Source organism: Streptomyces mabaensis, assembly GCF_053763515.1.
Genome location: NZ_JBSOPZ010000011.1, coordinates 26,012 through 39,830, shown reverse-complemented (window position 1 = coordinate 39,830; position 13,819 = coordinate 26,012). Strand labels below are relative to the sequence as shown.

Annotated in this window: 10 protein-coding genes; 8 read left to right on the top strand and 2 right to left on the bottom strand. The window is 69.2% G+C overall.

The window, feature by feature from the left end; all coding sequences use genetic code 11:
* Nucleotides 1–15 precede the first annotated feature (15 nt).
* From ACWV17_RS11950 to ACWV17_RS11930, 5 genes are all read left to right on the top strand, one after another.
* On the top strand, nt 16–999 hold the full coding sequence (locus ACWV17_RS11950; RefSeq protein ID WP_455359633.1) for an ornithine cyclodeaminase family protein: 984 nt from the start codon (nt 16–18) through the stop codon (nt 997–999).
* Complete coding sequence (locus tag ACWV17_RS11945; protein ID WP_455359632.1) at nt 996–1,793, top strand: SDR family NAD(P)-dependent oxidoreductase; 798 nt, start codon at nt 996–998, stop codon at nt 1,791–1,793. The genes ACWV17_RS11950 and ACWV17_RS11945 overlap by 4 nt, the downstream gene beginning before the upstream one ends.
* 66 nt (nt 1,794–1,859) lie before the next feature.
* Nucleotides 1,860–2,057 (top strand): ferredoxin, encoded by a 198-nt coding sequence (locus ACWV17_RS11940; RefSeq protein WP_455359631.1) that lies wholly within the window; start codon nt 1,860–1,862, stop codon nt 2,055–2,057.
* Entirely contained in the window at nt 2,054–3,280 is a 1,227-nt protein-coding gene (locus ACWV17_RS11935; protein ID WP_455359630.1) for an NAD(P)/FAD-dependent oxidoreductase, read from the top strand. Before ACWV17_RS11940 ends, ACWV17_RS11935 begins: the two co-directional genes overlap by 4 nt.
* 137 nt (nt 3,281–3,417) lie before the next feature.
* Complete coding sequence (locus tag ACWV17_RS11930) at nt 3,418–4,662, top strand: MFS transporter (RefSeq protein ID WP_455359629.1); 1,245 nt, start codon at nt 3,418–3,420, stop codon at nt 4,660–4,662.
* A gap of 122 nt (nt 4,663–4,784) precedes the next feature.
* Here the strand turns inward: ACWV17_RS11930 and ACWV17_RS11925 are convergent, their stop codons facing one another.
* Nucleotides 4,785–5,531, bottom strand: coding sequence for an IclR family transcriptional regulator (locus ACWV17_RS11925; protein ID WP_455359628.1), 747 nt, complete (start codon nt 5,529–5,531; stop codon nt 4,785–4,787).
* Nucleotides 5,532–5,677: 146 nt separating this feature from the next.
* Here ACWV17_RS11925 and ACWV17_RS11920 point away from each other — a divergent pair, with 146 nt between their 5' ends.
* The 3 genes from ACWV17_RS11920 (at nt 5,678) to ACWV17_RS11910 (ending at nt 11,850) form a co-directional block, all read left to right on the top strand.
* A complete protein-coding gene (locus ACWV17_RS11920) occupies nt 5,678–8,563 on the top strand; it encodes a SpoIIE family protein phosphatase (RefSeq protein WP_455359627.1) in 2,886 nt (961 codons plus the stop codon).
* A 702-nt stretch (nt 8,564–9,265) separates the two neighbouring features.
* Nucleotides 9,266–11,473, top strand: a complete 2,208-nt coding sequence (gene katG, locus ACWV17_RS11915; protein WP_455359626.1) for a catalase/peroxidase HPI — start codon at nt 9,266–9,268, stop codon at nt 11,471–11,473.
* A 176-nt stretch (nt 11,474–11,649) separates the two neighbouring features.
* Entirely contained in the window at nt 11,650–11,850 is a 201-nt protein-coding gene (locus ACWV17_RS11910) for a DUF4236 domain-containing protein (RefSeq protein WP_455359625.1), read from the top strand.
* Between the two features lie 42 nt (nt 11,851–11,892).
* Here ACWV17_RS11910 and ACWV17_RS11905 read toward each other — a convergent pair whose 3' ends face one another.
* Nucleotides 11,893–13,794 (bottom strand): ABC transporter ATP-binding protein, encoded by a 1,902-nt coding sequence (locus tag ACWV17_RS11905; protein ID WP_455359624.1) that lies wholly within the window; start codon nt 13,792–13,794, stop codon nt 11,893–11,895.
* Nucleotides 13,795–13,819: the final 25 nt, after the last annotated feature.

Here is a 13,819-nt window from a genome sequence, read left to right as displayed (position 1 = left end):
AATGAGATGTCGACCATGCTTCTCCTGACGGACGACCAAGTCCGCGCTTCCCTCCGAATGGATCACCTCGTCGATGCGCTGCGCGACGGGTACCGGGTCGAGGCAGAAGGCGGCACCCAGCTCCCCGATCGCATCAACCTGGATGCGCAGCCGGGCTTCTTCCGCCTCATGCCCGGAGTCGTCGGCGGCGCCGGCGTGATGGGCTTCAAGGTGTTCAACCAGGTCGCCAGCGGCGGTGTTCAATACCTGATCGGTCTGTACGACGAGGCATCGGGCGAGCTTCTCGCCCAGCTCGACGGCGCCTACCTCACCGCCGCACGCACGGGCGCCGCGACCGGAGTCGCCGCCGGGCTGCTGAGTCCCACCGCCCCAGTCGAGGTCGGGCTGATCGGTTCAGGACTCGAAGCCGAGACAAACCTCGAGGGAGTCTGCGCCGCCCTCGACGTCACCAGGGTCTCGGTGTTCAGCCCCAACGCCGAGCGGCGCAAGAATTTCGCTGATCGCATGGCCGAGCGGCTCGGGATCGCCGTCGACCCGGTGGACGCGGCCGAGGAGGCCGCCACAGCACCCGTGGTTGTCGTCGCCACGAACACGGGGATCGGAACCGGGCGCGTGGCCTTGCGCGGAGAGTGGCTCAGCGCCGGCGCGACCGTTCTGTCGATCGGTTCCACGATGCCCGCACTGCGCGAGCTCGACGTCGACGTGATCGCCCGCGCCTCCCTCGTCGTCAGCGATGCGCCGGCCCAGGCGCGCGGAGAGTCCGGCGACCTGATCGCCGCACACGAGGCCGGTGTGCTGGACGACAAGCTGAGGTCGCTGGCGCAGCTCACCGTGGACGAATCGCCCCGGCAAAACCCCACGGACATCGCGGTGTACAAGTCGGTCGGAACCGCGCTGCAGGATCTCATCGCCGCCCGCGCGGTGTTCGAGAGCGCGCGGGCGGCCGGAATCGGCCACGCGGTCGACCTGCTCCGCGTCAAGAAGCCGGCCGGATCATGAGCGCCCCCGTCCCCGTCGCGGCCCGGCCCGCCGCGCTGGTCACCGGCGCCGCCAGTGGCATCGGAGCCGCGACCGCCCGGGCTCTCGGCCGGTCCGGCTACGCGGTGGCGGCATGGGACCTGTCCGGCCTCGGAGTGAAGGAAACGGTCGAGGAGATACGGGCGTCGGGCGCCCGGGCTGCGGCGTACGCCGTCGACGTGACCGACGACGCGGCCGTTTCCGAGGCGGTCCGGGCGACGGTGGACGAGCTGGGTCCACTCGACGTCGTGGTACACGCTGCGGGCATCTTCGATCAGAACCAGCCGTTCGCCGAGCTCACCGACTCCGTCTGGGGAGCCGTGCTCCGGGTGAACGTCCAGGGCACCGCCAACGTTCTGCGCGCCGTGCTCCCCGCCATGGTCGATCGGCGACGGGGCAGCGTCATCACGGTGGCCTCGTCGGCAGGAATCGTCCCTCGCGGCGGCGGCGCCGCGTACATCGCGTCCAAGCATGCGGTGGTCGGTCTGACCCTGAAAGTGGCCGCCGAGGTGGCACCGCAGGGTGTCCGCGTCAACGCGGTCGCCCCCGGCTGGATCCCGACCCGCCTCTTCGAGACCAGCGCCGCCGCGTTGCGCGCCGACGCGCGGTCCGGAGACGTCCCGGACGAGCCGACGCCCGTCGGCGGGTCGGTTCCGATGCAACGGCCAGGCACGGTCGACGAGGTCGCGGACGGGATCGTCTTCCTCGCCGACGACCGCTCCCGCTACATCACCGGAGCCGTCCTGCCCATCGACGGCGGCTATCTCGTCGGCTGACCCGGCCGGCCTTCCCGCCGCAGCCGCCCTGCGCCCCTTCGTAACCGAAAATCCAGAGGTAAAGCCATGAAAGTGATCGCCCATCTCGACAAGTGCCGCGGCTACGGCAGCTGCATGCTCGAGGCCCCCGCCGTGTTCGACCTGGACGAGGACGAGAACCGGGTGGTCGTGCTCGATGACGAGCCGGGGGACGAGCTGCGCGCCAAGACCGAGCGTGCGGTCCGCTCCTGCCCGGCCCGTGCCCTTGAGGTGGTGGACCGATGACGTCTCCTGAGCATGTGGTAGTGGTCGGCGCCTCGCTCGGCGGGATGTCGCTCGTCCAGGAGCTTCGGCGGCTCGGCCACGACGGCCGAGTGACGGTACTCGGGGCGGAGAAGGTCCGGGCCCACTACGACCGCACCCAACTGTCCAAGGACCTGCTCACCGGCAGCGCCGAAACCGAGTCGCTCTACCTGATGAGCGAGGAGGAGCTGGCCCGTCTCTCGATCGACCTGCGTGCCGGCCGTCGGGCCACCGGGCTGAGCATCAACGGCACGGTGAAGACCGTGACCGTCGACGACGGTTCAACGGTCGACGCCGACGTCGTCGTGATCGCGTCGGGTTCCTCCGCCCGCCGGCCTCCCTTCCCTGCCGACTTCGCCGGTGTGCACGTGTTGCGCACCATGGAGGACGGCGTCGCGCTACGCACCCAACTGGTGCAGGCGACGAAGGTCGTGGTCCTGGGCGCGGGCTTCATCGGGTGTGAAGTCGCCGCCAGCGCTCGCGCCCTGGGCCGCGACGTGACACTCGTCGATCTGCAGCCGTCACCGATGCACGCGGTCCTGGGCCCCGTCCTGGGAGACCACTTCGCACGACTGCACCGGGCCCACGGCACCGCGCTCGAACTCGGAACCGGTGTCGAGGGCCTCATCGTCACGGAACGCGTCACCGGTGTGCGGCTCGCCGACGGCCGCGTTCTGGACGCGGACCTGGTCGTCATCGGATTCGGAGGTGTCCCCGAGACCGACTGGCTGCGTGGCTCGGGGGTAGACGTGCACAACGGCGTGGTCTGCGACGACGCGGGCCGTACGTCCGTCACCGGCGTCCTCGCTCTCGGCGACGCCGCCAGCTGGCACTCACCCCGCCATGGACAAGCCGTGCGGTCGGAGCACTGGAACCACGTACCGCTGCAAGCCGCGGTCGTGGCGGAGAACATCGTCGCCGGGACTCTGACGGTCGACGACGAGGCCGCCTCACAACTCAACGCGCTGCCCTCCTTCTGGACCGACCAGTTCGGCACTCGTATGCAGCTGGTGGGGTCGCCGGCCGCGGACGACCACGTCCACATCGTCGCCGGAACCCCGGGTGAGTCCGGGCTGGTCGCGATCTACACCCGCGACGGACGCGCCACGGCGGCACTGGCCGTCGACGCGCCCCGCGCGCTGATGCGCCACTACGCACTTGTCGCCGACGGTGCCCTCTGGCCCTCCGAGGACACCGACCACTGATCGCCCCCTGCTGACGGGTCGCCTCCCAGCCGGGCGGATCGGGGCCACTGCCCCTCCGCCCGGTACGGTCCCGTGCGCCGCGTGCCCGACGGGCCCTCGCTCGGTCACGGGCATTCACTCCTAGAGAAGGAAGACGCGTGTCCTCTCACGCACACAGAGATCCCTACGCCGCTCGTTGGCAGATGCTCGTTCTCCTCGTGGCCGGATACATCGGCCTGACGCTCAACTGGTTCAACATCGCTTCGGCCTTCGCGCCGATCAGCACGGACCTGGGCGCCTCATTCTCCCAGCTCGCCTTCCTCATCGCCCTGTTCCTCATCGGATACGGCGTCGTCCACATGCCCGCCGGCATCCTTGCGACGCGGTTCGGCATGAAGCGCACCCTCGTCCTCGGCGGTCTGATGCAGGGCGTCGGGGGAGCGCTGTCGGGGCTCGCCGTCGGGTACGGCGATCTGGCCGTGTACCGCGTGGTGACGGGCATCGGCGCGTCGATCTTCCTGTCGGTCTCGGTGGCAGCGGTGAGCGTGTGGTTCCGGAACCATGAGATCAACCTGGCGCAGGGAATCACGGGCGGTGCGGCGTTCAGCACCGGTGTCGCGCTGGGCCTGTACGCCTGCGCGGTCCTCACCGAGGCCGTCGGTTGGCGCACGATGCTCGTGGTCTGCGGAGCGTTCAGCGTCGCACTGGCCGTGGCCAACGCGTTCTGGTTCCGCACACCCGCCGGCGTGGCCAAACTGTCCGGCGGGGAGATCACCCGAGCCGGCCTGGCCAAGGCAATGGGCGACCGGCAGTTGTGGATCTACGGCTGCGCCATGGTGGGCGTCTACGGCGCCTACTTCACGGCCTCACAGCTGATCGGTGAGTACGCGGTGAGCGAGCTCGGGTTCACGACCGGCCAAGGAGGCATGCTCGGGGCCGTACTCGCCTTCGCCGGCATCCCGGGCAGCCTGGTCGGGGGACGGGTCGCGGACCGGGTGAACAACTACCGGCTCGTGATCGTCCTTCCATTCCTCACCATGGGAGCGGCTCTGCTCCTGGTTCCCCTGGTTCCCGCGCCCCTGCTGTGGGTCGTCTCAGCCGTCGTGGGCTTCCTGTTCCTCTTCAGCTTCCCGGCCTGGCTCTGCATCCCGGTGGTGGTGTCCCGCATCGACCCCGAGCACGTCGGCACCGCCATCGGTCTCATGCTGTCTCTCGCGGCGGTCGGCGGCTTCCTCGTCCCCGTGGCCTTCGGCAGGGTCGTCCCCGTGGCCGGCTTCGACGCCGGCTGGGTCGTGCTCGGAGCGGTGTCGGTGCTGACTGCCCTGATCGGCCTTGTCGGAAGGCGCGGCGTTCCGGCTCCAGTGCCATCGACCGTCACATCCGCACCCCCGCAGATCGGCTGACTCCGCACATGTCCCCGTTAGGCCGTCCACCACGGACTCCCCACCGCGTGTGGCCCTCGCCGGAAATGATGCCGGCAAGGGCCACACGCGTATGTGCCCGTACGACTGCGCGCGTAGGTCGACTAGCGAGGGGCGATCTGCCCGCGCCACCCGAGCATCTGGGACAAGGAGGCCGCCAGGCCCAGCACGGCGTCCCGGGCTTCCTTGGGGTCGTGGTCGTCGTCGCGCGCGTTGACAATGGAGGCGGACGCCATTACTGCGCCCTCGGCGTTGCGCACAGGAGCGGCGGTCGCCGTCGTGGCCCTGGTGATGTCGCGGTCGGTGGTCGCCAGACCGGATTCCCTTGTGCGCTCAAGGATGGCTCGCATCGAAGCAGGGTCATCGATCGCGCCCTCTTCCTCAGCCGTCGAGAAGTGGTCGATGTACGCGTCGATGAACTCGTCCGGGGCGAAGGCGAGGAGTACCAGTCCCCGGGCGCCGACGTGCAGGGGGTACGGGCGGTACGTGTTGGCGTACGAGAGGCTGGGGATCGGGTCGCGCGGTTCGACACTCGCGATCACCACGGACGCGTACGCGTCGCGTTCGGCCAGCTGAACGAACCCTCCGGTCCGGTCGGCCGCTGTCCGCATGAGTGGTTCGCCCGTGTGGAAGAGGGGGTGCTCACTCAGATAGGCCGATCCGATGGCGAACAACCGGCGTCCGACGTAGTGCAGGCCCGTGGCCTCGTCCCGACGTACGAATCCATGATCCCGGAGGTAGGACAGGGTGCGGTGGGCCGTCGCCCATTTCGTGGAGGTGCGTTCGGCGAGTTCGGTGGCTCGCATCGGCTTCTCGGCGAGATATTCGAGCATCTGCATAGCGCGATGCATGCTGAGCATCGAATTCGACGTCGATGCGCGAGCCGTATCCCCACTTTCGAACATCTGCCGAATCTAGCACGGTCCTTACCACGATCGATCACCAGACTTGGACCTGGCGACAGGCCCCTCGCGTTGCAAAAACGTACAGTTGCCCCATGAGCGAGCGGCTGGCCTGGCTCGCCACCGTGGACGTTGACGTCACGGAGAGTGAGGCCTTTCGGCTGGCCCTCCAGCACGCGGTGGCCGAGCTGGGCGGGCTGGGCGGAACCATGCATCTGCGTGGCCACATGACCGCGCTGCGGTTGGTGTCCTCGACCGGGCTGCCCCCGGCCGTCACCCGGCGTTGGGAGATCGTCGACCCTGAGGGCACCGAGGCGCCGGCGCGCGCCGTACGCCAGAGCACCGGCGTGTGGGTGCCCGGCGAGGGAGCCGAGCTGTGGCCCGGGACGGGCCTGGCCGCAACCCCCGTGTTCAGCGGCGAGCACGCGGTGGGCGCGCTCACCGTGCTGACGGGCGACGAAGGGGAACCGACCCCCGGCCAGTGGGATGTCTTGCGAGCCGTTGCAGGCTGGGCCCAGGAGCGAATGAGCCAGGGGCAGCCGCCTGCCCGGCCGCCTGGGACGGAGTTCACCGGAAGCCAGTTGAGGGAGGCTCTGCAAGAGGTCCGGGTCGGCTCGTGGGAATGGAACCTTACGACCCGGGAGCTGGCCTTGGACGAAGCGAGCATGGCCCTCTTCGGAATCGAGGCGACCGACCCCGCACCACCGGTCGAGAGCTGGCTGAAGATCGTCCATCCCGATGACCTGCCGTGGACGCTTTCCGTGCTCGAGAAGGCGATCCGCGACCGGAGCGTCTACGAGGTGGAGTACCGGGCCCGCCGCCCGGACGGCGCCTACAGCTGGACGAAGTCGCGCGCCAAGGTGGTCCTCGATGATCAGGGGGAACCGGTACGCATGGTCGGCATGGCGTGGGACAGCACGGAATCCCGCTCGGCCAGGGACGCGCTCAGCCGCGCCCTGCGCCACATGAGCGACGGATTCCTGGCGGTGGACGACGACTGGCGCATCGTGTTCGTCAACGTGCAGGCGGAGCGCACCCTCGGTACCTCCGAGGAGCTGATCGGCCACGTCTTGTGGGAACTCCGCACCCTGCGGCAGGTGGCGGACCTGGAGGCCTGCTGCCGGGATGCCGCCGCCACGTCCACTGCGGCTGGCTTCGACATGGAGCTTGCCGGCACCGGGCGCTGGTACCACCTGCGGCTCATCCCGGGGCCCGGCGGCACCACCTGCTATTTCACAGACGTCACCGAGCAGCGGCGGCGCGACGCCCAACAGCAGGCAGCGGAGAGGGCCGCGGCCGAACGCGCCGCGCGCATCGCCGAGCTGACAACGGCGCTCGCCACGGCGACGACCTCGCGCGACGTGGTGGACGCCGTGGCGTCCCGAGTGCTGCCGCCGTTCGGCGCAGCGGGACTCATCGTGCAGGCCGTCGAGGGCAGCAGGGTGTACAACGTCGGGGCCGTCGGCTACACGCAGGGATTCCTGGACCGGATTGACGGTCGGCCGCTCGCCGCCACGAGTCCGATCGCGGACGACCTGCTGACAGGTACTCCCGTGTTCGTCTCCTCGCCGGAAGAGCTGGCCGCCCGATACCCGGAGCTCGCCGAGGGGGCAGGCGAGGCGGGCGCGCAGTCCTGGGCCTTCTTGCCGCTGGCCGCGTCCGGGCGACCCTTCGGCGTCTGCGTGATCAGTTTCGACCGCCCACGTCGGCTGACCGGCGAGGAACGGACCCTGCTCACCGCGATCAGCGGCCTCGTCGCGCAGGCACTTGAGCGGGCCCGGCTGTACGACGCCGAACACGCCCGGGCTCAAGAGCTCCAGCGCGGCCTGCTCCCCCGTGAGCTGCCCGACCTGCCCGCCTGTACGGCCGCCGCCCGGTACCTTCCCGCGGGGCGCGGCAGCGAGGTCGGCGGTGACTGGTACGACGTGATCCCGCTGTCTTCCGGGCGCGTGGCGCTCGTCATCGGCGACGTGGTCGGTCATGGACTGTCCGAGGCGGCCACGATGGGGCGGCTGCGTACCGCCGTCCGGACACTCGCCGATCTCGAACTCCCCCCCGACGAGGTCATGGTCCACCTCAACGAGATCGTCGGCGGCCTCGGCGACGACTCGTACGCCACCTGCCTGTACGCGCTCTACGACCCCACGACTCGGCTCTGCTCCTTCACGAGCGCCGGACATCCGCCGCCAGCCGTGGTCCACCCCGACGGAACCCTTCGCTTCCTCGAGGGTGACCCGAATCCACCTCTCGGCGCGGCGGAGCCCCCCTTCGAGACGGTGGAGCTCGTGCTGCCCGAGGAGACTCTCCTCGTGCTCTGCACCGACGGCTTGATCGAATCCCGGCGGCGCGACATCGACGAGGGGATGGCCGATCTCGCCCGATTGCTGAAAAGCGCCGACGTGAAAGACCTCGACCAGCTCTGTGACACCCTCGCGACCGGGCTGCTCACCACGGAACAAGACTCCTCCGATGACGACGCCGCACTGCTCGTGGCCCGCGTCCATGCGCTGGCCGCCGCCCGGATGGCCTCGTGGTCGCTGTCGGACGACCTGCAGGCGGCCGGCGAGGCCCGCAAGCACGTCCGGGAGCAGCTCGCTGCCTGGGAGTTGGACGACCTGGTGACAACGACGGAACTCTTGGCGAGCGAGCTGGTCGGAAACGTTCTCCGGTACGCGAAGGGCCCAGCACGGCTGCGGTTGCTGCACAGCGCGAGCCTCGTGTGCGAGGTCTACGACGGCAGCCTGACCATGCCCCACGTCCGACGTGCTTCGGAGACGGACGAAGGCGGTCGTGGCCTGCAGCTCGTCGCCGCGCTGTCACAGCGGTGGGGGACTCGTTACACGGGGACCGGGAAGTGCATCTGGACCGAACAGGCGCTGCCCGGCGCGGACGGCCGACCCGTTGACATTGCCGACCCACTGCTGGGTGCTTGGGAATTCGACGGGGACCTGGACTCGATCCCGTTCACAGATGACGACTGACACTGAACCTGCCCCCCTCGCCCCTTTAGCCCTCACCGTCGCCCCTTCGCCAGGAATGCCGAACAGGATCAGCACAGACGCCTATCCCGTGCGGCGGCCGGAGAGGCGTTCCGCTCATTCCCGGACCAGAGGAAAGATCATGGGTGACGCGATCGGCGGAATGCTGCCCTCAGCCCGCTGCCCCCTCATCACGATCAGCCTCATGCTGACCACTCAGAACCCCATGCCACGGGCGAGCTGTCGGGCCACGTATCGAGGCTTCCGAGCGGTAGCGGGCAACCATGCACAGGCACTGCGCAGAGGGCGGAAGGCCAGGAAGCGGAGACAAGGCTGCGACGCATGCTGACCTTTTGCTGACCTGAGGGGCCTCCAGCATGCCCCTGGCCTGCGCAGACGTCCAAATGCTAGATCTTGGACTTGAACATGGTACGAAGCATGGAGAAGCTCCCGTTTCGTCTGCTCCCTGCCTGCTTTCTGCAGGTCAAGGGCGGTCTCCGCACCTACAACGATCCGCATGTCCGGTCAGCTTTCCCCGGGCCTTCTCCGGCCCGGGGAAAGCTGCGATGCCCTGGCAGCCTTCGATCTGCGATCGAGACTTGAGTTCTTGTCAGACGGGAGGCTCTGCGTGTTCTCGTAGCGGTGCGGTCTGCTGTGCGCGACCATACGGACGCCGAGCACGGTGCGCAGTGCTCGGCACCAGCAATGCCAACAGGAAGGACGGACGTGCCCGGCAGCGAGAGCGAGAACCCAGTAATCCCCTCCCCTACCCCCACGCCGACTCGGCCCAAGGGAAACCAGGACTGGTGGCCGAATCAGCTGGACCTTCAGGTTCTCCACCAGCACTCGCCCCAGTCCAATCCGATGGGCGAGGACTTCAACTACGCGGAAGAGTTCGCGACCCTCGACCTCGACGCGCTGAAGCGGGACGTCTTCGAGGTGATGACGGCCTCCCAGGACTGGTGGCCTGCCGACTACGGCCACTACGGGCCCCTCTTCATCCGGATGAGTTGGCATGCCGCGGGAACGTACCGCCTCGCCGACGGCCGGGGCGGTGGCGGCAGCGGCGCTCAGCGCTTCGCGCCCCTCAACAGCTGGCCGGACAACGCGAGCCTCGACAAGGCACGCCGCTTGCTCTGGCCGGTCAAGCAGAAGTACGGACGGAAAATCTCCTGGGCCGACCTTCTGGTCTTCGCCGGCAACTGTGCCATGGAATCGATGGGGTTCAGGACGTTCGGGTTCGGCTTCGGGCGAGAGGACATCTGGGAACCCGAGCAGATCTTCTGGGGGCCCGAGGACACATGGCTCGGAGATGAGCGCTACAGCGGCGACAGGGAACTCGCCGGTCCGTTCGGCGCCGTGCAGATGGGACTGATCTACGTCAATCCGGAGGGGCCCAACAGCAACCCGGATCCGATGGCTGCTGCCCGGGACATTCGCGAGACGTTCGGGCGTATGGCGATGAACGACGAGGAGACGGTTGCGCTCATCGTCGGCGGCCACACGTTCGGCAAGTGTCATGGTGCGGTCGATGCCGAGCACATCGGCCCGGAGCCCGAAGGCTGCCCCATCGAGCAGCAAGGCATCGGCTGGAGGAACACGTACGGCAGCGGCACCGGCGCGGACGCGCTCACCAGCGGGCTCGAGGGCGCATGGACCTCCGAGCCGACGAGGTGGGACAACGGGTACCTGGACAACCTGTTCCGGTACGACTGGGAGCTGACGACGAGCCCCGCCGGTGCGAAGCAGTGGACTCCCACGGATCCCTCGGCCCAGGGCACTGTGCCCGATGCCCATGATCCGTCGAAGAGGCACGCGCCCATGATGCTGACGACGGACCTCTCGCTGAAGCTGGATCCGGTCTACGGGCCGATCGCGAAGAGCTTCCACGAGAACCCGGACAAGCTCGCGGTGGCGTTCGCCAAGGCGTGGTACAAGCTGTTGCACCGCGACATGGGACCCGTCTCCCGTTACCTCGGCCCGTGGGTTCCCGAGCCACAGCTGTGGCAGGACCCCGTCCCCGAGGTCGAGCACGCACTCGTCACGGATGAGGACATCGCTGCCCTCAAGGGCAGGATCCTCGCCTCGGGACTGTCCATCTCCCAGCTGGTCACCACCGCTTGGGCATCTGCGGCGTGCTTCCGCGGCACCGACAAGCGCGGCGGGGCCAATGGGGCACGTATCCGGCTCGCGCCACAGAGGGACTGGGAGGCCAATGACCTGCCCGAGGTGGCCGAGGTGGTGCAGACCCTCGAGCAGATCCAGCAGGACTTCAACCGCTCGGCCGGGGGAACGAAGGTCTCGCTCGCCGACCTGATCGTCCTGGGCGGGTGCGCGGCCGTCGAGCAAGCCGCGACGAACGCCGGGCACGACATCACGGTCCCGTTCGCACCGGGGCGCACGGACGCCTCGCAGGAGCAGACCGACGTGGAGTCGTTCTCCGTGCTCGAACCCAGGGCGGATGGGTTCCGCAGTTACGTGCGGGCGGGAGAGAAGCTGTCGCCGGAGACGCTCCTGCTGGACCACGCCAGCCTGTTGACACTGACCGCTCCCGAGATGACGGTTCTGGTCGGCGGCATGCGGGCCCTGAACACCAACTTCCAGCGGTCTCCGTACGGCATCTTCACTCACCGGCCGGAGACATTGACCAACGACTTCTTCGTCAACCTGCTCGACATGGGCACGGAGTGGAAGGCGTCGGCGTCGGACGAGAACGTATTCGAAGGCCGGGATCGCGCCACGGGCGAGGTGAGGTGGACCGCCACCGCCGTCGACCTCGTCTTCGGTTCGCACTCCCAGCTCCGAGCCGTCTCGGAGGTCTACGCGTCCGAGGACGCGGGAGAGAAGTTCGTGCGTGACTTCGTGGCCGCGTGGAACAAGGTGATGAACCTCGACCGGTTCGACCTGCCCTGAGCCCGATGTCCCGGTCGGCCGCCGATCGGCCGACCGGGACGCCCTCGGGATCCGGTCAGGACAGGCGGCCGTTGACCTCGGCCGGACAGCGAGACATGGAAATCGGTCCTCGGGCAAGACGGTGACCAACTGGTCGCCGCCACAGGGCAGTCGGCCCGCCGAACCGAGGAGACACCATGCCGCTCACCTTCCGCAAGAGTTTCCGGATCCTGCCGGGCGTGACGCTGAACATCAATCGCAAGTCCTGGTCGATCACGACGGGTGGCAAGAACGGCCCGCGCCACACCCGCAGCAGCACCGGCCGTCGGACCATGTCCATGAACCTGCCGGGCCCGTTCGGGTGGCGCCGCACCACGCGGGCCTCCGGCCGGCGCTGAGGACCCGCGCCGGCTCGCCGGTGCCGCCGTCGGCGCCCGGCCTCAGTGAACGGGCTCGGCCGTCTCCGTCGCCGTCTCCGTCCCCGGCCGCTCGAACTGGGTGCGGTACAGCTCCTCGTAGCGGCCACCGGCGGCCAGCAGGGCGGTGTGGGTGCCGCGTTCGACGACCCGGCCGTCCTCGATCACCAGGATGAGGTCGGCGGCCCGCACGGTCGACAGCCGGTGGGCGATCACCACGGCGGTACGGCCGTCCAGCGCCTCGGCCAGCGCCTCCTGGACCGCGGCCTCCGAGGTGGAGTCCAGATGGGCCGTCGCCTCGTCGAGGATGACGACCCGCTGGCGGGCCAGCAGCAGCCGGGCGATGGTCAGCCGCTGGCGTTCGCCGCCGGAGAGCCGGTAGCCGCGTTCGCCGACGACGGTGTCCAGGCCGTCGGGCAGCGACGCGACCAGGCCGTCGAGGCGCGAGCGGCGCAGCGCGTCCCAGAGGTCGTCCTCGGCGGCGTCGGGCCGGGCCAGCAGCAGGTTGGCGCGCACCGAGTCGTGGAAGAGGTGGCCGTCCTGGGTGACCATGCCGAGCGTTTGGCGGATCGATTCGGCGCTCAGGTCGCGTACGTCGATGCCGTTCAGCCGTACGGAGCCGGACTCGGTGTCGTACAGCCGCGGCAGGAGCTGGGCGATCGTCGACTTGCCCGCCCCCGAGGAGCCGACGAGGGCCACCATCTGGCCGGGTTCGGCGCGGAAGGAGATGTCGTGCAGCACCTCCGTGCCGCCGCGGGTGTCGAGGGTCGCGACCTCTTCGAGGGAGGCGAGCGAGACCTTGTCGGCGGACGGGTAGCCGAAGCGCACGGCGTCGAACTCCACGGACACCGGCCCCTGCGGTACCCGCCGGGCGTCCGGCTTCTCGGCGATCAGCGGCTTCAGATCAAGGATCTCGAAGACCCGCTCGAAGCTCACCAGGGCGCTCATCACCTCGACGCGGGCGCCTGCCAGCGCGGTAAGCGGGGCGTAGAGCCGGGTGAGCAGCAGGGCGAGGGCGACGACGGCTCCCGGCTCCAGCGTGCCGCGCAGCGCGTAGAAGCCGCCGAGTCCGTAGACCAGCGCGAGCGCCAGGGCCGAGACCAGGGTGAGCGCGGTGATGAAGGCGGACTGCGCCATGGCGGTACGGACGCCGATGTCACGCACCCGGCGGGCGCGGGCGGCGAATTCGGCCGACTCGTCGGCGGGCCGTCCGAAGAGCTTGACGAGGGTCGCGCCGGGGGCGGAGAACCGTTCCGTCATCTGGGTGCCCATGGCGGCGTTGTGGTTGGCGGCCTCCCGCTGGAGCCTGGCCATCCGGGAGCCCATCCGCCGGGCGGGGATCACGAACACCGGCAGCAGGACGAGGGCGAGCAGGGTGATCTGCCAGGAGATGCTGAGCATGACGGCGAGGGTCAGCAGCAGGGTGACGAGGTTGGAGACGACGCCGGACAGCGTGTTGCTGAACGCCCGCTGGGCGCCGATAACGTCGTTGTTCAGCCGGCTGACGAGCGCACCGGTGCGGGTACGGGTGAAGAAGGCGACCGGCATCCGCTGGACGTGATCGAAGACGGCGGTCCGCAGGTCGAGGATCAGTCCCTCACCGAGGTTGGCCGAGAGCCAGCGGGTGAGCAGGCCGAGGCCGGCCTCGGCGAGGGCGATCACGGCGATGAGGCCGGCGAGCCGGATGACCACTCCGGCCGCCTGGCCCTTGACGATCGCGTCGACGACCTGACCGGCGAGGACCGGGGTGGCCACCGCGAGCAGCGCCGTGATGACGCTGAGGAGCAGGAACTGGCCGATCTGCCGGCGGTGCGGCCGGGCGAAGGCGGCGATCCTGCGGAGCGTCGCGCGGGAGAAGGGCCGCCGGTCCTGCTGGGCGTTCATCGCGCTGTGCAGCGATGTCCACGCGGTGACTTCCATGTCCATGAGGTGCCTCCGAGATGTTGTGAGC